19 protein-coding genes are annotated in these 22,271 nt (G+C 45.5%); 8 read left to right on the forward strand and 11 right to left on the reverse strand.

All coding sequences use genetic code 11. The features are described from left to right. The 5 genes from A3766_RS31245 to A3766_RS16285 form a co-directional block, all read left to right on the forward strand. Positions 1 to 521: hypothetical protein (locus A3766_RS31245; protein ID WP_068642511.1), on the forward strand; the 521-nt coding region annotated here is incomplete at its 5' end. A gap of 54 nt (positions 522 to 575) precedes the next feature. Then, positions 576 to 1,586: a heme A synthase gene (locus A3766_RS16270; protein ID WP_068511310.1), complete on the forward strand. Its 1,011-nt coding sequence runs from the start codon at positions 576 to 578 to the stop codon at positions 1,584 to 1,586. Between the two features lie 130 nt (positions 1,587 to 1,716). Beyond that, positions 1,717 to 2,625 (forward strand): heme o synthase, encoded by a 909-nt coding sequence (gene cyoE / locus A3766_RS16275; protein ID WP_068511312.1) that lies wholly within the window; start codon positions 1,717 to 1,719, stop codon positions 2,623 to 2,625. Positions 2,626 to 2,736: 111 nt separating this feature from the next. Further along, the gene (gene trmA / locus A3766_RS16280; protein ID WP_068553876.1) at positions 2,737 to 3,819 is read left to right on the forward strand and encodes a tRNA (uridine(54)-C5)-methyltransferase TrmA; all 1,083 of its coding nucleotides are present in this window, start codon (positions 2,737 to 2,739) and stop codon (positions 3,817 to 3,819) included. A gap of 272 nt (positions 3,820 to 4,091) precedes the next feature. Continuing rightward, positions 4,092 to 9,905 (forward strand): invasin domain 3-containing protein, encoded by a 5,814-nt coding sequence (locus tag A3766_RS16285; RefSeq protein ID WP_068642513.1) that lies wholly within the window; start codon positions 4,092 to 4,094, stop codon positions 9,903 to 9,905. Between the two features lie 16 nt (positions 9,906 to 9,921). On the opposite strand, the gene A3766_RS16290 is transcribed toward A3766_RS16285, so the two are convergent. The 5 genes from A3766_RS16290 to A3766_RS16310 form a co-directional block, all read right to left on the reverse strand. Next, positions 9,922 to 10,791, reverse strand: a complete 870-nt coding sequence (locus A3766_RS16290) for a DMT family transporter (RefSeq protein WP_068511319.1) — start codon at positions 10,789 to 10,791, stop codon at positions 9,922 to 9,924. 22 nt (positions 10,792 to 10,813) lie between these two features. Continuing rightward, positions 10,814 to 11,551, reverse strand: a complete 738-nt coding sequence (gene rlmB / locus A3766_RS16295) for a 23S rRNA (guanosine(2251)-2'-O)-methyltransferase RlmB (RefSeq protein WP_068511320.1) — start codon at positions 11,549 to 11,551, stop codon at positions 10,814 to 10,816. 6 nt (positions 11,552 to 11,557) lie between these two features. After that, positions 11,558 to 14,215 (reverse strand): ribonuclease R, encoded by a 2,658-nt coding sequence (gene rnr / locus A3766_RS16300; protein WP_068553715.1) that lies wholly within the window; start codon positions 14,213 to 14,215, stop codon positions 11,558 to 11,560. 116 nt (positions 14,216 to 14,331) lie between these two features. After that, the gene (locus tag A3766_RS16305) at positions 14,332 to 15,210 is read right to left on the reverse strand and encodes a class I SAM-dependent methyltransferase (RefSeq protein ID WP_068553716.1); all 879 of its coding nucleotides are present in this window, start codon (positions 15,208 to 15,210) and stop codon (positions 14,332 to 14,334) included. Positions 15,211 to 15,528: 318 nt separating this feature from the next. Next, the gene (locus A3766_RS16310) at positions 15,529 to 16,056 is read right to left on the reverse strand and encodes a DUF1439 domain-containing protein (RefSeq protein WP_068553717.1); all 528 of its coding nucleotides are present in this window, start codon (positions 16,054 to 16,056) and stop codon (positions 15,529 to 15,531) included. 136 nt (positions 16,057 to 16,192) lie between these two features. Between A3766_RS16310 and A3766_RS16315 the strand changes: the two genes are divergently transcribed. Next, positions 16,193 to 16,600 (forward strand): hypothetical protein, encoded by a 408-nt coding sequence (locus A3766_RS16315; protein ID WP_068511328.1) that lies wholly within the window; start codon positions 16,193 to 16,195, stop codon positions 16,598 to 16,600. Position 16,601: 1 nt separating this feature from the next. Next, a complete protein-coding gene (locus A3766_RS16320) occupies positions 16,602 to 17,183 on the forward strand; it encodes an AAA family ATPase (RefSeq protein WP_068511330.1) in 582 nt (193 codons plus the stop codon). Positions 17,184 to 17,259: 76 nt separating this feature from the next. On the opposite strand, the gene A3766_RS16325 is transcribed toward A3766_RS16320, so the two are convergent. Both A3766_RS16325 and A3766_RS16330 read right to left on the reverse strand, forming a co-directional pair. Beyond that, a complete protein-coding gene (locus A3766_RS16325; RefSeq protein WP_068511332.1) occupies positions 17,260 to 17,658 on the reverse strand; it encodes an MAPEG family protein in 399 nt (132 codons plus the stop codon). Between the two features lie 348 nt (positions 17,659 to 18,006). Further along, on the reverse strand, positions 18,007 to 18,804 hold the full coding sequence (locus A3766_RS16330) for a DUF1223 domain-containing protein (RefSeq protein ID WP_068553718.1): 798 nt from the start codon (positions 18,802 to 18,804) through the stop codon (positions 18,007 to 18,009). A 203-nt stretch (positions 18,805 to 19,007) separates the two neighbouring features. On the opposite strand from A3766_RS16330, the gene A3766_RS16335 reads away from it, so the two are divergent. Then, entirely contained in the window at positions 19,008 to 20,006 is a 999-nt protein-coding gene (locus A3766_RS16335; RefSeq protein WP_068553719.1) for a fatty acid desaturase family protein, read from the forward strand. Positions 20,007 to 20,110: 104 nt separating this feature from the next. On the opposite strand, the gene A3766_RS16340 is transcribed toward A3766_RS16335, so the two are convergent. From A3766_RS16340 to A3766_RS16355, 4 genes are read right to left on the reverse strand one after another with little or no spacing between them, the layout of a single operon-like run. Then, positions 20,111 to 20,902: a methyl-accepting chemotaxis protein gene (locus A3766_RS16340; protein WP_068514380.1), complete on the reverse strand. Its 792-nt coding sequence runs from the start codon at positions 20,900 to 20,902 to the stop codon at positions 20,111 to 20,113. Then, a complete protein-coding gene (locus A3766_RS16345; protein ID WP_068514378.1) occupies positions 20,903 to 21,382 on the reverse strand; it encodes a methyl-accepting chemotaxis protein in 480 nt (159 codons plus the stop codon). Positions 21,383 to 21,412: 30 nt separating this feature from the next. Then, positions 21,413 to 21,706 (reverse strand): hypothetical protein, encoded by a 294-nt coding sequence (locus A3766_RS16350; RefSeq protein ID WP_068514376.1) that lies wholly within the window; start codon positions 21,704 to 21,706, stop codon positions 21,413 to 21,415. 42 nt (positions 21,707 to 21,748) lie between these two features. Continuing rightward, a complete protein-coding gene (locus A3766_RS16355) occupies positions 21,749 to 22,261 on the reverse strand; it encodes a hypothetical protein (RefSeq protein WP_068507760.1) in 513 nt (170 codons plus the stop codon). Positions 22,262 to 22,271 lie beyond the last annotated feature (10 nt).

Below are 22,271 nucleotides of genomic sequence, written 5' to 3' on the forward strand. Positions count from 1 at the left end.
TTATGAATAGCGAAGGTAGCTTTTCTGTGGGTGACTTAGGAAATCATGGACAATTAGTCTCCCCCGTTTTACCAATTGGCGAGTACTCACTCAAGACAAGCGCTGGCGAAATACTTTCGGATAAAAGTTTAGCCGGAAGCTGGCGTCTATTTACGGTGAGTTCATCCTGTGAACAATCTTGTCAGGATACGCTTTTAGTCATTCGACAAGCCAGGAAATCAACAGGAATAAACCGCAAGGTCGTCAAACCCATTCTATTACTAAAAACTCCCGAAGCATTAGCACCCTTTAAAGTAGACCTTACACAAGCCTTTCCTCAGTTAGCAACAGTGAGCTCGGACAGCCTTGATGCCAAAGTGCTGATCAACACATTTTCTCAAACACATGCTCAGGTCGAAAATAGTATTTTCATGGTCGACCCCTATAACAATCTAATGATGTATTACCCTGAGGGCGTGGAGCCAAAGCATTTAATGGAAGACTTAGAAAGGCTTTTAAAGGTTAATAAACCCAAGCTGTAATAAAAACATCTTTATTCATGATCAATACCCCTCAATAAAAATAATAGAGACGACATGAACAAACTCTTTTTCAGAATCAGCCTGGCCGCCTGTGCGCTGGCTTTATTTGTGATAGTGCTGGGCGCATACGTTCGTCTGTCTGATGCCGGATTGGGCTGTCCAGACTGGCCGGGATGTTATGGCACGCTCATTGCCCCAAGTGATAGCAATGACATTCAAGCTGCCAACGAAGCCTACCCGGAACGCCCATTTGAAGCCGACAAAGCCTGGAAGGAAATGATTCATCGTTACTTTGCCAGCACTTTGGGCTTATTAATCCTGGCAATGGCAGCTATTGCGATTAAGCGCAGAAAAGAACAAGGTCAGCAACTCACGCTTCCCCTAATTCTACTCGTAGTCGTCTGCTTTCAAGGCGCACTAGGGATGTGGACCGTCACCATGCTACTAAAACCCGCAATTGTTACGCTTCACTTGCTTGGGGGAATGTTAACTTTAGCCCTGCTTTGCTGGGCGATGCTAAGTGATCGACAACAAAAACCTGCTATCGTTTCCCGAGGCCTTAAGAACTGGGCCATATTGGCACTCGTCGTAGTCTATTGTCAGATAGCACTCGGGGGCTGGACCAGCACTAACTATGTCGCGCTTCATTGCTGGGATTTACCAACCTGCCAAGGTAAATGGTGGCCAAATACCGATTTCTCTGAAGGCTTTACAATTTGGCGAGAACTCGGTGTTGATTACGAAGGTGGTACGCTTTCGCTTGAAGCGGGTACGGCGGTTCATCTGACACACCGAATAGGAGCAGTAGTGACACTCCTAGTTGTCGGCACTTTTGCCCTTTTCCTGTTACGATTTTCAAAAGGCCCAGGCCAGCAAGGCACAAGAAACTTAGCCATTTTACTGTTAGTTCTCTTGTGCGCACAGATAAGCTTGGGCATATTGAATATCATACTGGTTCTTCCAACTGCGATAGCTGTCGCACATAATGGCGGTGCTGCATTATTATTGTTGACTATCGTCGCAATTAATCGGAAGCTAAGCACTGATAAACAAAAAAATACCTAGCATCTACGCTCAGTTTTCTTAAACAACGGTTCATAAAAGCTCAGGCAATGCTAGAAGAAAAACAACAAGGCATGTTTTATACGGCCGTTGTCTTGTGTGAAGAATATAAAAACAACAAAGAGAGTTCACAATGGCAAACACTACCGCACTTGCACCCGCAAGCGCCATATCATGGCGCCAGTACCTCGAGCTTTGTAAACCCAATGTGGTTTTACTTATTGTTTTTACCGCCATCGTTGGGATGCTTTTATCCTCCCCTGGCATGGTGCCCCTCGACACCTTATTCTTTGCCTCGCTCGGCATAGGTATGGCTGCAGCTTCTGGCGCTGCAATCAATCACTGGGTGGATCAAAAAATTGATGCCACGATGGAGCGAACCAAGGGACGCCCCATTCCGACTGGAGGCCTGTCATCCAAGGCAGCTCTGAGTTTTGCGCTAAGTTTGTGCGTACTCTCTATGGCGATTTTACTTGCGACAACGAACCAGCTTACCGCGCTACTAACCTTCATCTGCGTTATTGGCTATGCGGTCATCTATACTATGTTTCTTAAACGCTCTACCCCGCACAATATCGTTTGGGGTGGTGCTGCCGGTGCTGCACCGCCGATTCTTGGCTGGGTCGCGATGACAGGTGAAGTTAACACCGAGGCCTTGTTATTATTTCTCATTATCTTTATTTGGACGCCACCACATTTCTGGGCACTGGCCATTCGCCGTCGCGATGATTATGCAAAAGTTGATGTCCCTATGCTTCCGGTGACTCATGGCATTCCTTTCACCAAGGTACAGGTATTACTTTATACTTGTATGCTTCTTGCCGTTACGCTGATACCCTTTGCCATACAAATGACCGGCTTAATCTATCTAGCCGGGGCGGTAGCCTTAGGGTTGGGCTTTATTTATCACGCTTATAAGCTATATCGCTGCAGTGCTGACCAACACGCAATGAAAACCTTTGCTTACTCAATATTCTACCTAACGGCCTTATTTGCATTTCTGCTCGTCGATCATTACATACGACTGGTAATACGCGGATAGAAACTGATTAGATTTCGCAAAGCGGCCAGTTCAACGTATAATACCTGCCCTTTTTCATTTCGCCCTATTTACGCATAGGGCTGTTCGGAACACTGACAGGTATTACGCTCCATGCAAGACTTTCAAATCGACCAATACGACTCCCTGTTGGACAACAAAGCCGCTCAAGTACGTGAGCAGTTCCTGCGTTTCTCTGCACCAGAATTGGAAGTCTTTGCCAGTGAAGTTGAAAATTTCCGCTTAAGGGCCGAATTCAAGATTTGGCACGAAGGCGAACGATGCTTCCATGCCATGTTTGAAAAAGGGACCAAGAACGCGCCAATTGAAATAACTCACTTCCCCATTGCTAGCAAAGCTATCACTGAGCTAATGCCTGTCATGATGGAAGAGATCAACCAGTCACCTCAACTCAAGCATCGCCTGTTTCAGCTTGAATACTTGAGTACACTTTCAGGTGAAATGCTGGTCACTCTGATTTATCACAAACAGTTAGATGAAATCTGGATAAAAGAAGCCAAGCGTTTGAAAGAAAAGCTTGGTATTCACATCATCGGCAGAGCCAGAAAGCTCAAACTTCTACTCGATCAAGACTATGTTATTGAAATACTAAACGTCGACGGAAAAGCACTTCGCTATAAACAAATTGAAGGTGGTTTTACTCAACCAAACGGCAAGATGAACGAAAAGATGCTCAGCTGGGCCCGAAGCTGTGTCGACGGCAATAAGGGAGATTTACTTGAACTCTATTGCGGCAACGGGAATTTCTCTATTGCTATGGCCGATAAATTCCGTCGTGTATTTGCTACAGAGATTAGCAAAACCTCAGTCAAAGCTGCCAATGACAATAAAGAAATGAACAGAATCGATAACGTTGACTTTGCTCGCGTTAGTGCCGAAGAGTTTACCGGGCACATGAACGGCATCCAAAAACGCCGTCGTTTGAAAGACCTCAACCTAGAAGAAACTGACTTTCAAACCGTACTCGTTGACCCTCCTCGCTCCGGCTTGGATGACGAGAGCTGCGAAATGATCAGCCAATACCCCAATATCGTCTACATTTCCTGTAATCCTGATACTTTGGAGCTAAACCTGGAACAGTTGAGCAAAACACATGAGATCAAACGCTTGGCGATGTTTGACCAGTTCCCCTATACCCACCACATTGAGTGCGGCGTTTACTTATCAAAAAAGTAGCCCTATAACATAATGAGCCTACCTAAAGCTGATGAGTTTTAAGAGAGGCCCGAAACTTGCATCATATCTTTGTGAGAAGTTATTAACGCTAATAATGTACACAAGTTTGCCGGTAATAGTCAGACCTTAGTCAAATCACGACAAAATAAGCTATCATCGGTAAACAGTCTGCATAGACATAGCGCTATAAGGTCAATATTCGACAAGCTCTAAACCAGAGCCTTGCTGTCACCTATTGATAAAATATACATAAAGTAAATATATACGGCCCTATGCAAATATCCGCTATTAACAAGAACCTTACCTGCTTGTACTGCCTTCTTGCTTTGTGTTTAGCAATGCTGTCTCCGTCTCTAAGCGCTGGTGACACCTACTACACAGATACAGACAACGAAGATAACGCAAGATCAGGAAGCTCTGATGATGACATAGGTCGTATTCTTTCTGACACGTCGTTGAACTACCCGATAGAGTTCAACATAAACCTGACAGGCAGCCTTCCAAGCACCTCTGCCCAGCTTCTTATTAACGCTCACGACATCGATGAAGAATTAGGCCAAGAGGTGTCGATTTCTATAAACGGCAACGGCCTAGGGGACCTGTCCGGCGTCGCAGATGAGGACAGCACCAATATTTTTAACGTGCCAATCGGGCAAATAGTTTCCGGGAACAATATCGTCGAAGTCACCATAGCAAACCCTTGGGCCACTCGAGTCAATTGGGGACAATTACTTATCGATGAAGGGGATGATGATAGCTCTGAATTCATCAATATTAGCCTGTCCTCTATTGATATAGATAGTGGCACAGTTACTTTAAACCTAGATACCGAAGTACTCACAACCAGAGAGGGTGGCTACCGGCTAGAAGTAAACCTTATCGACCAGAGCGGCAACATGCACAGCCAAGCCACCGAAGACTTTCCAGGGCTTGTAGGGCAAACTCAGACTAGAACAAATAGTGTTTCATATCAGTTAGATGAACCGAGTGGCAACTTTCTAATTGAAGCTCACCTGTTTTTCCAGGAAAGCGGCTTTGACCTTCAGCAAGATTATGCCTCCACAACGTATTCACACATACAAGACTCCGGGCCTGATCAACTTCCTGCCAACGCAAATTTTTCACTTATCTCTGCAAATAATGCAAGCATCGTCGCCAATGGTAGTGCCACCACTACAATCACTCTGGATGGCTACGACCTAAGCAACAGACCAACGGCAGTAAGCGGCCAAACAGTGTTATTTTTCACGACAGCGGGGTCCATAAGCACAAGCACCGACAATGGAGATGGTAGCTACAGCGCAACGCTTACCGCACCTATTAGTATTGGCACAGCAACTATCAGCGCAACACTTGATGGTGCAACCGTTAGCGATACAGCGGCTGTCTCCTTGATTGCAGATACGCCTTCCATAGCGACCTCTCGCATCAATGCCGATACTGCTAGCCTGCCAGCAAGTGGCCTGGACACGAGCGTCATTACCGTTCAGCTTTCAGATATAAACAATAATGATTTGGCACGCGGTGGAAACAGTGTCGACATTACAGCCGATATTGGCAGCGTCGGGCCGGTCACCGATCTTGGCAATGGAAGCTACACTGCAGTTTTAACGAGCAGTACGACTGTCGGGACAGCCACCATCAGTGCAAGTCTTGAGGGAAGTACAATTGTGGATACAACCAGTGTTGAGTTCACCCCACTACCCGCCTCCATGAGCGATACTTTAATCACCGCTACGCCAAACACGCTAACGGCTGATGGAAGCACTACTTCAACTATTTTGCTCCAGGCTATTAACGTGCTTGGTAACGGATTAAACTCAGGCGGCAGTACCGTTAGTTTCGCGGCCAGTATGGGCAGTATCGGTGATGTCACCGACTTGAATGACGGTTTTTATAGCGCAACCTACACCTCCCCCACCAATACCGGTGTCGCGATCATTAGCGCCACCTTTGATGGTGAAGATGTTATTGACACTGAAATGATCAACCTTCAGGCAGGAGCGCTACTCGCCTCTAGCGGCGTTATTACCAGTCTCGATGCTGCCGTCATCGCTAATGGCTCCAATACTACAACTATCACAGTTCAAGGAAGCGACGTCTTTGGCAATAGTGTCGAAGTGGGTGGCGCCACGGTTACTTTAAATACCAATTTTGGTAGTTTAGGCGCGGTAAGCGATATGGGAGATGGCCGCTATAACGCGACTCTACTGGCTCCAGCCACAACAGGCACGGCAGTGATTACTGGGACTATGAATGGCCAAAGCCTTGTCGATACCGCAACCGTTCAATTTGTACCGGGCCCGGCAAGCTACCTGAACAGCACACTAAACTCATCATCACCTGTTCTGACGGCTAACGGCAGCGACACCGCCACCCTCACACTTCAAGCCATTGACCTGACTGGGAACTATCTTACTTCCGGTGGTGACACCGTCATTATTAACTCAACTGCCGGCAGCCATAGCTCCGTGAACGATTTAGGTGACGGCACTTATCAAGTCATCTTTACCGCAGATGAAACAAGGGGCGTCGCAGTAATCACAGCAGAGTTAAACGGTGTACAGCTCTCCGATACCGCAAGCATATCTATGATTCCCGGTAATGCCGACTACTCTAACAGTCAAGTTAACAGCAGTCTGAGCCAAATTGTTGCAGACGGCCAAACCCTTAGCCAAATCACTGTCGAAGCAATTGATGAGCATGGCAATGCTCTAACAAACGGAGGAGATATTGTCACCATTTCCAGTACCTTAGGCAGTGTTGGTGATGTGACAGATTTAGGCGATGGTCGATATCAAGCCTCGCTACAAAGTGACACCACGGTCGGTACCGCGACAGTATCCGCGACGATCAACTTCTCGGAAATTGCTGATGTTGCCTTAGTATCGTTCATGTCGCCCCCCACTATCGATGATCTGGCAAGCCCGTCGCCTTTACCTACTTTAACGGGAACATTTCCTCAGATGACCGGAGCAAGCTTTTCAGTCGGCGTCAATCATATCAACTACACACTCGGCGATGGCAACCTAAGCTCAGACGGTTCAAATTGGAGTCTTACTATTCCAACCGGAAATGAGCTAGCCGATGGGACTTATGATGTCACAGCGCAAATCACCGATATCGCCTCACAGATAAGCTCTGATACCTCGATTAGCGAACTTCTTATTGATACTGTAGTACCCACAATTTCATTAAATATTTTGCGCTCAGCTGATAGCAGCAATATCCTAACGTTTCCGGTCTCAGGTCGCTGCACAGAAACAATCGACACTATTACTATCACCGTTACTGATGGACGTTCAAACTCTGTCAGCGAAAGCGATATGAGCTGCTCTCCCGCTACCTCAAACGAAGGTAGCTTCAGCACTGAAATTAACCTAAGCAGCCTTCAAGACGGCGACATCACTATTAATGCAAGTATCGCTGATCGAGCTGGAAACCAGGCAACTGACCAAGATAGTGTTAGTAAAACCGCTTGTGCCCCAGATAATACTGTTGAAATTTGTGATAACGATAGCGATGGTATTTCAAACGGTGACGAGATAAGCCTGGGTCTCGACCCTGATTACTACGATAGTGATGGTGACGGCATTAGTGATCTTGAAGAGCTAGGGGCCGATCTCAGTTCACCATTTGACTCGGATGGAGATGGCATTCTCGATGCCTTGGATACTGACTCGGATAATGATGGCATTAACGATGCTGGAGAGCTGGGAAGCGACCCAAACCTTCCTCAAGATAGTGACAACGACGGCACACCTGACTATCGAGATCGAGACTCAGACAATGACCATATTCCTGATTATCTCGAACATAAGTTTGTAGCTGAAGATTTTGATAATGACTCTATCCTCAACCACCTTGATTTGGACAGTGATGGAGATGGCCTCCCCGATGCCATTGAAAATGGCGTCGCATTGCACCTCGACTCGGATGACGATGGTATCGATAACGGCTTTGACGTCGACCTGACTGGAGGAGAAGACCTCAACCTGGATGGTATTGATGACGCGATAAGTCTTTTGGATAGCGATGGCGATAATAGCTACAACATCTTTGACCTGGACAGTGACAACGATGGTATGAATGATGAACTTGAAGCTGAGTTAACTGCCAGCTTAGACAGTGATGGTGACGGTATCAATGACGCCTACGATGTTGACAGCACCGGGGGCATCGATACCAACCTGGATGGTATCGACGATATCATTAACCCACCAGACACTGACGATGACGGCTTTCCGGATTATATCGATCTCGATAGTGACAATGACGGTTTTACAGACGTGGTGGAATCAGGTGGTACCGATAACAGCCCTATTGACGGTATTCATGACACTCCCGATTCGCAAACAAGCTCACCTACCGATACTGATGGCGACGGTTTGCCCAACCACCTTGAGCTTGAAAGTGGTGATAGCACAAATGATGGTAATGGGCCTTTCGACATTGATAACCTGATCGTGCCAATCCTCGATGCCGACCAGGATGGGCAAATCGACCCAATGAGCGATACCGATGGCGATGGCATTCTCGACAGTGTCGATGAAGACCCGACCAACTTTGGCTCATCCATAGACATTGATGGTGACAGTATCACTAACTCTGACGATCTAGACGATGATAATGATGGTATTCCTGACATTATTGAAGGGGACTTCACTGTCGATACCGATGCTGACGGACAACCTGATAAAATTGATTTGGATAGTGACAATGATGGTTTAACTGATATAAGAGAGTCGAATTCAGGACTAATTGATCTGGACAGCAACGGTGTAATCGATACAGTCGTTGATGCAAATGCAGATGGCCTAGACGATGCGATCACGTCAGCTTTTGCCGTGTCAGACACTGACAACGATGGTGTACCCGATTTTCAGGACCTTGACTCGGACAATGATGAAGTAACGGACCTTCAAGAAGCGAATCTTCCGGGTACGGACCTTAGTGAGATTGACAGCGACAATGACGGTATGGTTGACCTGCTATCATCATCGTCAGGCTTAAGCAGTCATGTTTTCTCTACGCTTATCGATAGCGATGAAGATGGAACTGAAAACTACCGGGACCGCGATAGCGACAATGACGGCTACCCTGACGGCCTGGAAAACGGTGACTTTGATAACAACGGGATTATCGACCTTGCCGAAGATGACGACACTGGTATTAGCACAGCCAAAAGTGGAACAGGTGGCACCATTAATCCCCATCTAGCATGGTTGCTGCTTTTACTTCCCTGGCTTTATAAGAGCTACAGAGCAATACAACACAAGCATGCTTTCTGGATGGCGATAGTTTTTTTACCTCTGCTTATGCATGTAAATGATGCCTCGGCTGACAGCAATAATCAGTGTGCTCAGGAGCTAAAATTTGACGATTTATCAGAACTCTTATTTCAACCCTGTTGGTATGTATCCGCCGGGCTAGGTTATAGCTACTTGGCCCCCTCTGGAGAAAGTAACGGCTGGTCAAGTAATGACAAAAGTAGTATTGGCTTTAGTTTCTTGGCTGGTCGCCATCTCAGTGAAAAATGGGCACTGGAGTTAGACTATTCTTTCCTGGGGGAAGCGGGCTTAAAAAATAGTAACCCCACCCTAAATGCAAGTCTAGATGCGGCGATTAGATACCGAGCCCCAAGTCTAATGATTGCATATCGATTCTTACCCCAATATAAGCCTTTCAATGCCCACTTCAAACTTGGGGGAACCTGGCTCAATACAGAAGCAACAGACTCGCGTATTGGCTATGAAGAAGAGTCAACTGTACAAGTTACCTGGGGAATCGGTGCTTACTACAGATTCACCGATAGTCCCTGGTTCATCAGCTTTGACTATACCAATCATGCCAAAGATGCTCGCTTCAGCGGCTTTCATATAGGCCGTTATTTTGGCTTCAAAAAACACATTCCTAAAGTGGAAAAAATCGTAAGAACCCCATTTGAGAATCTACAGCTCCAACTCGATTCAGACCAGGATGGCGTGATAGACAAACTCGATGAATGTCCGCTATCGGATCGTGGAGTCGAAGTTGATAAAACAGGGTGCTGTACTGAAAAAGCAGGCTGTATCAGGATTCAGTAGTAATCAATAACGATTATTAGTTCTGTTTCTCATGAGACTGCGCAAGTACAAAACCGAGAAGCATCAGTATAGCTCCCACAAAGCCGTACATACCTAAGACTTCATCGAATACCCAGTAACCAACCATTGCGCCAAAAACAGACTCCATCGAAAATATGATCGCTGCAATAAAGGGGTCTGCTTTCTTTAAAGCAAAGACCTGAAGTGTATACGCCATACCCACAACGAAGATGCCACTACACAAGGCCCAAAGATAAGCAGAGTTGAGACTAGCCATAGGGCCGCCCTCAAAGCTCAGGGAAAAAACTAAACTTAATAAAGCGCAGACAATAAATTGAAAAAGTGCGAGAACAAGCAAGTCATGCTTGCCCACCCAGAAACTGATAGCCCATAAGTGAAGAGCCCAAAAAACGGCTCCAGCAAGTGCCAAGCCATCACCTAAATAATTAAACTTTCCATCAAAACCGCTCAGTAAGGACAAGCCACACAGAGCAATCAAACCACCAATCCAGGTCAGTAAAGGGTAACTTTTCTTAAATAAGATACCGATAAGCGGGACAAGCGCGACATAAAAGCCGGTGATAAAAGCCACATTGGCGACTTTAGTATAGGCCAAGCTGATTTGCTGAAAAGCAGCGCCAGCCGTTAACAGTAGGCCTAAGCCTGCACCGGCGAGAATCGTTCTCTTATTAAGTAAGGCTGTACGCGAACTCTTCGAAGAAAAAATAAAGGGTAATAGCATCATGGCGCCAAAAGCAAAGCGCCAAAAATTGAAGGCAACGGGAGCCATACCCTCCAAGGCCAAACGCTGAGGTGCAAACCCCAGCCCCCATAGCAAAGCAACCAAGAGTAAAAGCAAATTGATAGGAGAGAAAAGTCGACTCATCAAAAGCCCTAAACGCTACTTTTTAAGCTTGCCGCTGTCGCAAAGCCTCGAACAAACAAATCCCTGTCGCAACGGAAACATTTAAGCTGCTAACACTCCCGATCATTGGAATTTTAGTAAGCTGGTCACAATGCTCTCGCGTCAGGCGACGCAGACCACTGCCTTCAGCACCCATTGCGATAGCAGCAGGGCCTTTAAGATCTGTTTGATAGATATTTTGCTCCGCTTCTCCGGCAGCACCCGTTATCCATACACCAAAGTTTTGTAACCACTTCATGGTACGGGCTAAGTTTGTCACTCGAATGACAGGCACATGCTCAGCGGCACCACAAGCCACCTTCTTTGCAGTGGCATTCAAGGGGGCGGACTTATCCTTCGGCACGATCACGGCATGGACACCCGCCGCATCAGCTGAACGTAAACATGCCCCCAGGTTATGAGGGTCAGTCACGGAATCCAGAATCAATAAAAACGGTGGTTCATCTAGCGCTGAGAGAATATCTTCAAGATCCCCTTCATGCTTCTCAACTTCCCCTTTAATAGTTGCCACAACACCTTGGTGACGACCGCTGACCAACTTGTCTAATTCCTTCCGAGGCACATAGTCACAAGAGAGCCCTTTAGACTGAAGCAAGCGAATAAGCTTTGATAAGCGCTGGTCGTCCCTACCCTGCTGTACCAATACAGAGATAACCGAATCGGCCTCTTTTTGCACTAGGGCCTCAACTGCATGCAAACCAAATACGGTTTCTTGATTCATTAACTCTTAACCTTTTGTTTTAACTTTGCGCTTTCTAATTGCTGGCGTCACCGGCTCTGAATTAGCGTCTGATTTTACCTTGTTAATTTTCTTTAAGGGCTTTTTTACTTGCTTGCTTTTTAAAGCTTCTAGCTTGCTTGGCTTGCGCTTTAAAGGCTGGCTAGATTTAAGCTCTTGAGGCTCTTCTGTCTTCAACTCTGAAGAAGACTTCGGCTTTCTTGACTTGGCTTTTACCGGACGCTCGGTTTTCTTTCTTGCGCCATTTCGGGATTTAACCTTAGGTTTATCACTTCCCTGACGTCTATCCGCTTCTTTACGCCGCTCACCTGCCTTCCGCTTGTCCTGACTGTCGCGCTTGCTACCGCTTTTGGGCTTACCTTTCTTAGGGCGCAATTTGTCACGTGACTTGGAACTTGAGCTCACTAGAACCAGGTCAACCTTGCGCTCTTCCAGATTGATGTTTGAGACCTGAACAAGCACCCTATCACCCAGACCAAAGCGCTTACCTGAGCGTTCACCGATCAGGCGATGCTTCGCTGCATCAAATTGATAATAATCACTGTCTAAAGTCGAGACATGAACTAGACCTTCAGCATATAAATCAGCTAGCTCTACAAAGAAGCCAAAGCCCGTCACGGCAGAGATAATACCCTCAAACTCCTCACCCAAGTGTTGCTGTAGGTACTCACACTTAAGCCAGCTCATTACATCACGCGTCGCCTCATCAGCACGTCGCTCAGCCATCGAGCAGTGTTCACCAAGAACCAGCATTTTCGCTAGGTCATATGGGTATTTATACGCTTTTCTTAACTCAGGAGCCTGAGCATCCGCAGCAATACCTACGTCGTCAAAATCATTATTCTTAGCAGAATAAATAACAGACTTGATAGCACGGTGAACTAATAGATCAGGATAACGCCTGATAGGTGAAGTAAAGTGAGCGTAGTGTTCATAAGCCAAACCAAAGTGACCTTTCTCTTCAGGCCCATAGACTGCTTGGCTCATAGAGCGTAATAAGACGGTTTGTAGAACGCTGAAGTCAGGACGATCCTGAATATCCGCCATAATTTGTTGGTAGTCAGAAGGCGATGGATCTTCACCGCCCATCAACTGCAAACCTTGTTCACCTAGAAATGAACGCACATTCTCTAGTTTTTGTGCTGTCGGCCCCTCGTGAATTCGATACAAGGTTGGTAGCTTATGGCGCGATAAAAACTCTGCTGTCGCTACATTTGCACAGAGCATGCACTCTTCTATGATTTTATGAGCATCATTACGCTCAGTTGGTACAATCGCATCAATTTTTCGTTCATCACCAAAAATAATTCTGGTTTCAACCGTTTCAAAATCAATAGCACCACGATCTTTACGACGACTGACCAGCACTTGGTATAAACCATACAGTTCGTGCAGCTCGGGAAGTCGATCAGCAAAATCTTCACAAAGTTGAATGCCATCACTTGAGTCGGGCTCTTCCAGAATGGTTCCAACCTGGTTATAGGTCAAACGCGCGTGGCTGTGCATTACCCCTTCGTAAAAACGACTCTTAAGGACTGAACCTTCAGCGTTAATATCCATTTCGCAGACCATACATAAGCGGTCAACTCTAGGATTAAGGGAACACAAACCATTAGATAAAACCTCAGGCAACATCGGCACAACATGGTCGGGAAAATAAACCGAGGTTGCGCGGTTATTTGCTTCGACATCCAACGGTGACTCAGGGCGTACATAGTGGCTAACATCAGCGATCGCAACATAGAGCTTCCAGCCGCTTCCATTTCGTTGACAATACACAGCATCGTCAAAGTCTCGCGCATCTTCGCCATCAATCGTAACAAGGGGCAAATGCCTGATATCAATACGCCCGGCTTTGTCACTATCGAGAACTTCTGATTTGAGTGTATCGACAGTTTGTTGAACTTCAGGCGGCCACTCAAAAGGAATATTATAGGAACGAATCGCTACTTCGATTTCCATACCAGGAGCCATGTGGTCTCCTAATACTTCAATTACCTGACCGGTCGCGTGCGTGCGTTTAGTCGGATGTTGCAATATCTTAACCACGACATATTGGCCATGCTTGGCTTCAGCCGTATGATCAGAGTCAATTAGAACCTGTTGGGTAATGCGGTTATTTTCAACTTCGACAAATACGATGTTGCCTTCACGATATAAACGTCCAACCAATTGTTCGGTATTTCGTTCCAGGACATCCACAATAACCGCATGACGTTTACCACGATGATCTTCCCTATCTGCGCGTACTAGCACCCGATCGCCATCAAACACCATCTGCATCTGACGAGCCGATAAGTAAAGGTCATCACCGCCTTCATCAAGCTTTACAAAGCCAAAACCATCACGGTGACCTATGACCACACCTTTAAGCAAGTTAACGCGAGAAACCGGTAGATATCGATCACCCCGGTTACGCACTAGTTGGCCGTCTCGCGACATAGCAATAAGACGCCGACGAAGAGCTTCAATTGAATCATCATCTTTCAATGACAGCTCTTCAACTAGTTCAGGATGAGTGGCCGGAGCGTTGCGCGCATCCAGATGAGAAAGAATAAACTCTCGACTGGGAATAGGATTTTCGTATTTCTGCGCTTCGCGATCCTTATGAGGATCTTGCGTGGCTTTACTGGTCTTTTTTGTCATGTGTCCGCACTAAGAACTAATAATTGGGAAAATCACTGAACGCTAGTTAGCTTCAGATTCCCAAAAAGGGAACTGTCCGCTGCCGAACAGTTTAAATTTAGCGCAGAGTATAGCCTTTATAGAGCAATATGTAGATACATATTCACTTTTGCCGGGTCTTGAACAACATGCATTTGAGAGCGTTTAAGGCCGCAACAGGTCGCCAAGTATGTCATATGCGCTTCACTTCTGGGGTTTACATGCCAGTCAAGGAAGTCCATATAGGGCTGGCTAGCGTTATTAGTGCTCAAATTAGCAATGACGATTTCACTTCCCTTTCGCGTATGGCTCATTAGCTTTTCCAAGGTTAGCTTAAACGAGGCATCGTTCAAGTAATCAAATAACCCTTCTGACCAAATCAGGTCATACTTTTCATCGCTTTCAATATCTTGGACTCCGCCATGTGCAAAGCCAACCTGATCACTATACTTACGACACAGGATACTAGCGTAATCTAAAGCCTTCCAGGACTGATCAATGCATAAAAAAGACGAGTCGCTTTTATACTGCCCCAAGTAATCCGCGATAGAGCGGGAAGAACCTGAAGCGATATTTAGGACATTCATACCTTGCTGATGCTGTTCCGCAGCAGCCATTACGTCAACGAAGTAGCGCTGGCTATGTTGAAAGGCCGAAACAAAAGCCTGACTATTCCAGAACTGATCCCAGTTCCTTAAGTCTGTCTTGGGTGTAAGAAAGTGACCGTAAATACGTTCTAATAATTCAAAGTCGCCAGCATAGCCATTGGGTTTTCGATACGCCAAGCCTTGCATAGTATCGAAACTTAGCGCCTTGCCCATCAAGTCTTCTTTATAGTCTGGCCCATAGTAATTAAATTCTCCTCGGCTCTTTGCCTGATTAAAATCAACCAAAGCTTGTTTTAATGCTGGGTACTGATCAGGCTCTGGGCCACCAGCATTCACAAGATCCTGCAAATAAAGTACGGATGTATTCATACTTTTGACCTCACTAAGAAAGTAACAAATAAATGGTCATATCACTGCCCTGCTTCACAAACCTAAAGCAAATACGGACGAACATAGATACCTATGACCGTGAAATTCCTATATCTCTCCATTCTGAAGAAAAAAATTAGAACAAAAAAACCAATTTACAGAGATATAGACGGACAAAACGCAGAAATAGTCACAATTATTTTATTTTTCTTTTTTATTCAGACAGTTAGCTAGATGTCAGCCATGACATCTAGCTCTTTCGTAGGCAGAGGGTTCGCCCCTCAAAATTCGGAGCTCAGTAGAAGCCGGAGGTCATATTTAAAACATGCCTAATGTAATCAATAGTTTATGATCTCTAACCTTGATAGACTTCAAAGTAGATTTTGCTAATTGGTGCTTAGCATCATCGTCACGTAAGCGATAGACAGGAAGCTTCTCGCTAGCTTTAGACAGCACTAGCTCAGCCAGTTTGGCAATCTTTGGTGTTAGTTGTTTTGGCAATAAGTCGATCTCAAGGTCGACCAGTCGAGGTGAGTCTAAATAAAATTCCCCGCTATCCTGCTGGTAGCGGAGGGTACCGGCGATTTTACCTCTGCCACCACCTTTAAAGCCGCCTGGTGCGATGACATCAACATGCATAAAAAAGCCAACTTCATTACTGACGTTGATTAACTCCACTTTTGGCTCGGACAAGCGAACAGTAAAGAAGTACTGTTTCTTTTCTAAGGGCATCATCGCCTCAATCTTTTCTTGCAAGCTTCGTTCTGTCAGCTCAATGGTGTAGGTAAATCCTGAGGACATCTGGGAGAATGAAAACATAAGTAAGAATACAAAAATACGGGTCATAGTGAATGTGAGTTTACCTTAAGTACAGCAAATCATGCGAGCCTAAAAGAATCTGTAGCGATTCACTACAAACATTAGCTTTAAGCGTAGCAATCCGCTACAATCCAGATATCAACCTCAGTTTGGAGATTCTTTGATGGCTAAATCCAATTCCCCTATCCGTTTAGAAAGTGAACTTATGAAACAAGCCAAGTTAAGTGGTGAACTTAACAAGCGCTCAGTGGCTGAACAGATAGAATATTGGGCAGAAATAGGCCGCGGGGTTTCTGGTGTCGTAGACCCTGAAACACTCATTAAAGTAAACAGTGGTCTTGCAAAAATCAATGTAGAAGAAACGCATAATGTCGACATTGATGCTGACGATATATTCAGCAACCTGGAACAACAACGCGACTCAGGTTCTTTGATGAGAAACATCACCACTACCAATTATGCCTTTCAGGCCTCAAGTACTGATAAGGGCATGCTTGAAAGAATCGACCAACAAGGTAATGTCACCACCGGCTATTTTGAAAATGGCGTATTTATAGAATCTAGAGTATAAATTGAATAAAGAATCAAAACAGCTGTGGCTGCTCGCCGGAGGAAATGGCGCAGGAAAATCTACCTTTTATAGAACGCAGCTACAACCTCGTGATCTACCCTTCGTTAACGCCGATAATATCGCTCGCCAAGTATTCCCCGATGCGCCTGAAGCGCATAGCTATCAAGCCGCAGCCATCGCTGAGCGGCTCAGGAATGAGCTCTTGGAAGAAGGACGTAGTTTCTGTTTTGAAACCGTTTTCTCTCATCCCTCCAAAATCGACTTTGTAGGAAAAGCCAAAGCTCACGGTTACGAAGTAATTATCGTCTTCGTTCATCTTTCAACCCCCGAACTTAACAAAGCACGAATACAGCAAAGGATTGAAGAAGGCGGTCACGCAGTACCAGAAGATAAAGTCGTCAGCCGTATACCTCGCACCATGCAAAATATAAAAACAGCGCTAGTGCTGGCAGACAAAGCTTATCTCTTAGACAACTCTGACTACCTAAAGCCCTTCGATCTCGTTGCTCAGATCACGCAAGGATTAGTAACGAAAAAAGCAAACACCCTGCCCGATTGGGCGAGATTTCTACTAGAAAGTTAAAGCCTGATACACACGCCGCTAAGTCAGATAGCTCTGTCTTCAAACTAAGAGACTCTAAAATGCAGATGAGGGCCTATCAAACCGTCAGCGAAGTCACAAACATACCAATTAAACCAATCAGACTAATAACAAAACCAATACTCCGGGCCAAGGCTATATTCGCGTAATAGCACAACATATGCATCACACGCCCAGCAAAATAGGTCACAGAAAACGCGTCGATATAGCTTGCATCGGCACCACTATAAACAGCAAACAAAGCAAACAGGATAAATACCGCGATCGTCTCATTGGTATTTGAATAAGTACGAGAGGCTCGAAATAAAAATCTAGCGTGATCAGCTTCGACGGGATAACCCGGTGTATGTTTCAATTTAATTGATGCTGCGTCAGAAACAAGTATTTGGGTGAGCAGCAATAAGCCGGTCAGTCCAACAATGAGTAGCGTGAGTTGATAGTCTGCAAATACTTCCATATATTGATCCTAGTACTTTCATAAGTGATTGGGTTCACTAATTGTAAAGCGCTGAATACTATTTAATGCTTACCTCATCACCCTAATGCTACCTAAAACCTTAAATACACAGTTCTATCAGTAGGACAAACGAAGCTATTAACGTTAAAGCGACACGACGATTTAACCCTGCAATTCTGCAAGAAAGGTTTAATAAGAGATTGGGAACACCAGAGCAAGTACACACATGAACAACGCCATTCCAAGTGAAGTAATCACAATCCAGTTATCATCTATCAACTTAGGCATATACTTTCCCTCGGTATTTATCTAACTAATAACAAATACATTAATTGATAATGATTATCATTACAACCACCCTCCTGTGACCTGTAATGGATTTAACTCACCTCCCTTGGTAGTCCAGCCTAGCAATGCCATCTCTACACCGAGGCGATCAACACTTTCCGGCAATCGAAGCCGACTGCTCCACAACTCCTGCCTACTAGCAGTATCTTTCTTGCTGAGTAAAAACTCATGGTGTAAGGACAGTACAACAAAATCTTGCTGTAGATTTCTGCCGCGGTTTTCACCAGCATTAATGTTTGAGAGCATATCAAAGCCGAGTAAGGCTATATTGATCTTGAACGACTTATCCTGCTCTGCTTCTATCTTGGTGGTATAGCGAATTAACACCTCGCGTCCATCAATATCAATCTGTAAACCACCTAGACCCTCTACCCTCTGTGCCTGGGGTAAGCGTTGACACCGAAACCACCCATTCCAGCCCTTGCCACTCACAATAAATCCCGGAGTCGCGACTTGTCTAATTAAACCTAGACGCTGATAAAGGCGCTGCCGATTGCCATATTGAGCCTTGGCAAACTCATCCTTCCAACCGATGTAATCCCAATAATCAACATGGAAGGCTAAAGGGAAAAGTGACTTCCATAAACGCTTATCGTGCTTGAACTTACTGATCCATCGTTCAGCTGGAGGGCAACTGCTACAACCTTGTGAAGTGTAAAGCTCAATCAGACTGCCTGGCTCATCTGAGCTGGTAAAACGTAAGTTTCGTTCTTGAGCATTTACCGAGGCCATATAATTCACACTCAACAAAAGACATACCATCAAGCCTGTAAAACGTCGCACTTTAGAACCGTACACGCGGGCAACTCCTATCTCTTATACCTCAATATGAGGGATACGCATATGTAGTTATGACTTCAAAAGAACATGATAGTTCCAACACATTCAAAAAATTGGTACTCACCTACAAATAAAATGAATACAAATTCATATTATTGATTGAATACCGTTATTGCTGCTAGTATGAAAAGTATAGGATGCACAATAAATACGAGGTCGATATGAGTTCAGTAAGCGATTCAGCAAAAACGGTAAAGCAAAAAGCTAGCGATTACCTATCGGTTGGCCAAATTCGCTACCTGAAATCTGCTTCTGACCTAAGGGCTTATCTAATGTTTGCCTTCAACTGGCTACTCATCGCTTTTGCTTTCTTTATCGTTGCTGTTTGGCCAAATATCATTACCGTCATAGTGGCTTTATTCATTCTAGGAGGACGGCAACTCGGTCTTGGTATACTTCTGCATGAATGCTCTCACCGCTCATTCTTTTCCACCCAAAAGCAGAATGACCTGGTTGGCCATTGGTTGGCAGGTATTCCGGTACTTGTGCCTATCGACTTCTACCGTCCTTATCACTTTACTCACCACACTAAAACCGGAACCGACGAAGACCCCGATGTTGGTAACATTGCTCAATACCCGGTTAGCAAAGATAGCTTTAAGCGCAAGATCATTCGTGACTTTCTTGGTTTATCTGGGCTCAAGGCAACATCAGCTTTGTTATTTTATGTACTTCCAGGGCGTGCTGGAAATGCCGTTTCCTTGGGTGTAAACAGCGATAAGATCGGAACAGATGCTGGCTGGAAAATGGGACTTAGAAACTACCTTCACGTCGTCAGTTTCCACCTTATATTTTTTAGTATCTTGGCGGCGAGCGGACATGCCAGCCTCTATGCTTTATGGTGGATTGCCTATATTTTTACTCATCCCTTCATCATTCGAGTTCGTCAAATCGCCGAGCACGGCGCCATGCCAGCACTTGCCTCAGAGGATGTTCGCCACACGACACGTACAACCATCGCCAACTGGTGGGAGCGTTTACTGTTTGCACCGAATTATGTGAACTATCACTGCGAACATCATTTGCTCCCAACCGTTCCCAGCTATCGACTATCTGAAATGCATCGCATTCTTAAGCTACGTGGATTTTATAAGAGTAATGAAGAGGCGTTGGTGGAAAAGGGTTATCCAGAGATTATTCGATTAGCTTCTGCTGGATGAAAAACACTTCGCAGCATAGATGTATGCACAGCCTTCCTCGGCTCGCAAGCGGGCAAGCACAGGGTTAATCCAGCGAGGGATGAAACCCTCTGCCAACGCTGGATTTATCCCAATTTAAACTTTTCGATGTGCTGTTTAAGTTGAGCGGCTAGCTCACCAAGCTGTGCACTGGAATTGGCAAAGTTATGGGAGTCAGTAGCAATTTGTTCTGACAGCTCAGAAATCTCATTAATACTTCGGCTAACGCTTTCTGTCACCTCTGCTTGCTCTGCTGCGCTCGTCGCTATTTGCGCATTCATATCACTGATCGTGTGAGCACTTCGGGTGATTGCTTGCAAGGAATTATCAGCGTCTCGAGCTTTTTCCACGCTGTCTTTAGCCATTTCTTGGCCTAAAGCTATTGACTCAGTTGCACCTTCGGTACCCGCCTGTAGCTGCTGAACCAAGTGCTGAATTTCTTCAGTCGATTTCTGTGTCTGACTCGCCAAGGTACGCACTTCATCTGCAACGACGGCAAAGCCGCGACCACTATCTCCTGCACGAGCCGACTCGATGGAGGCATTCAAGGCTAGTAAGTTTGTTTGATCAGCGATGCCTCGAATAAAATCTAACACGGTACTTATGTTGTGCGTATCCTGTTCAACACGCTGTATGGTCTCGGCTGTATGTTCGACACCTTCAGCTAGCTGATCAATCACCGATACCGCAACATTAACAACTTGGGACCCGGATTCGGCCTCGGAGTTCGCTTCTTTCGCTGCTTCCGCTGCCGAATGCGCGTTATCCGTCACATGAGATACTGCCACACTCATCTGTGTAATCGCTGTCGCAACGCGTTCAGATTGGTCTTTCTGTTGATTAATTCTATCTTGAGTATTAATCGTCAAAGAGCTCAATTACTCTGATGCCTCGCTAATATGATCAACCAGCTCAGTTAACTGCTTAATGATTCCTTCGACTTGATCTAGAAATTTATTGAAGGTTAGTACCATGCCATTTATTTCTATCACGGGTGAGCTGGACTCAACACGGAGCCCCATATCTAAGGTATGACTAATATGGCTGATTTGTCTCGAAGCATCAGAGATCGGTTTGGAGATGTGTCGGCCGATAAGTAAGGCGCAGATCGCAGCTAACACAGTCACTACTAACACTGGCCAGGCCATTTCCTTCAAGATATGACGCTGAATCCCTTCTAGACTAAGCACAGAAAATACTGCCGTAATTTGCGCTCCGTTTTCCACCTCATCCAGAGGCGACCTGCTTAAAAATAAATAGTCTTCTGTATCAATAAATTGCTTATGAGTACTGGCGAGCAGTTCGTCTATAGAAGCTTGCTGCACGCCCCCGATTTCAGCCCTGTACTCATATTCCATTGCACGAGGTGGCTGAGCTTTCGCAAACGCCTAGGCGGGGCTCGCTTTAGACATCCCTTCTATTTTCAAATAAAGCAAACCTGAAGACGCATACAAAGATTGCGCATCTTTATTACGCAGTTTCATTTTGTTGGCACCATTGACACTGCGTGTTGCTAAATTAACGATTGGTTTTAGGCTAGCTTCACTAACCTGAATCAGCTTATCTCTTTCAGCATTGTACATACTGCTGTAGAGCACCCAGCTAAGTGATAACACAATCACTAGAGCGAAACCCATAAACGATAGCAGTAAAATATTGCCTATCTGGAATAGCTTGTTCATATCGTCACTTACCCGTCCTTGATAACTTAGAAACCATTACGGCTATTGCCCACTAGCACATTGGCCTTTGACACAAAACGCTTCATAGCCTGAGTGACAAGTCGAGCATGTCTCTACACTCAAGGGTGAGGCAGGGTCCGCTGCAGTAATGTCCGTTCCATCCTCTTTGAAAACGCTATAAACTGCGTCACCACTTTTGTGGCCAGTAACGAGAAGAATACCTAATTCCTTAAGGTGAAGAATCATCGATGCACCATCGGCCATTTTTCCATCTTTGGTCTTGTAACTCTCCGTCTTACTTGGCTCGACCAATACCGAAACGGCACCAGGGCCTTCTGGCCTAACACCGCAATATGTCTCAACCGTTCCCTGATAAATAGGCGGTAAACTGCTTACATCTGCGTCACAGCCTGGTAGAGCACCGATACTGGTCAAGGGGGTAGAAACCGATGTCCAGGAACGCCAGTCGGCCGGATAAGGTGCATCGCCACCAGCAAAACCCTGGGAAGAAAACAGCATCAATATGGTAACAAATAGGGCAATTCTTTTTAGCATTATTATCATT

This window comes from Oleiphilus sp. HI0132, assembly GCF_001635845.1.

Excerpts from the sequence above, each read along its gene's own strand:
- A3766_RS16270 (WP_068511310.1), top strand. The coding sequence starts at position 576 with ATGAACAAACTCTTTTTCAGAATCAGCCTGGCCGCCTGTGCGCTGGCT.
- trmA (WP_068553876.1), top strand. The coding sequence starts at position 2,737 with ATGCAAGACTTTCAAATCGACCAATACGACTCCCTGTTGGACAACAAA.
- rlmB (WP_068511320.1), bottom strand. The coding sequence starts at position 11,551 with ATGAATCAAGAAACCGTATTTGGTTTGCATGCAGTTGAGGCCCTAGTG.
- A3766_RS16355 (WP_068507760.1), bottom strand. The coding sequence starts at position 22,261 with ATGCTAAAAAGAATTGCCCTATTTGTTACCATATTGATGCTGTTTTCT.
- A3766_RS16350 (WP_068514376.1), bottom strand. The coding sequence starts at position 21,706 with ATGAACAAGCTATTCCAGATAGGCAATATTTTACTGCTATCGTTTATG.
- A3766_RS16290 (WP_068511319.1), bottom strand. The coding sequence starts at position 10,791 with ATGAGTCGACTTTTCTCTCCTATCAATTTGCTTTTACTCTTGGTTGCT.
- A3766_RS16305 (WP_068553716.1), bottom strand. The coding sequence starts at position 15,210 with ATGAATACATCCGTACTTTATTTGCAGGATCTTGTGAATGCTGGTGGC.
- A3766_RS16285 (WP_068642513.1), top strand. The coding sequence starts at position 4,092 with ATGCAAATATCCGCTATTAACAAGAACCTTACCTGCTTGTACTGCCTT.
- rnr (WP_068553715.1), bottom strand. The coding sequence starts at position 14,215 with ATGACAAAAAAGACCAGTAAAGCCACGCAAGATCCTCATAAGGATCGC.
- A3766_RS16345 (WP_068514378.1), bottom strand. The coding sequence starts at position 21,382 with ATGGAATATGAGTACAGGGCTGAAATCGGGGGCGTGCAGCAAGCTTCT.
- A3766_RS16335 (WP_068553719.1), top strand. The coding sequence starts at position 19,008 with ATGAGTTCAGTAAGCGATTCAGCAAAAACGGTAAAGCAAAAAGCTAGC.
- A3766_RS16325 (WP_068511332.1), bottom strand. The coding sequence starts at position 17,658 with ATGGAAGTATTTGCAGACTATCAACTCACGCTACTCATTGTTGGACTG.
- A3766_RS16315 (WP_068511328.1), top strand. The coding sequence starts at position 16,193 with ATGGCTAAATCCAATTCCCCTATCCGTTTAGAAAGTGAACTTATGAAA.
- A3766_RS16310 (WP_068553717.1), bottom strand. The coding sequence starts at position 16,056 with ATGACCCGTATTTTTGTATTCTTACTTATGTTTTCATTCTCCCAGATG.
- cyoE (WP_068511312.1), top strand. The coding sequence starts at position 1,717 with ATGGCAAACACTACCGCACTTGCACCCGCAAGCGCCATATCATGGCGC.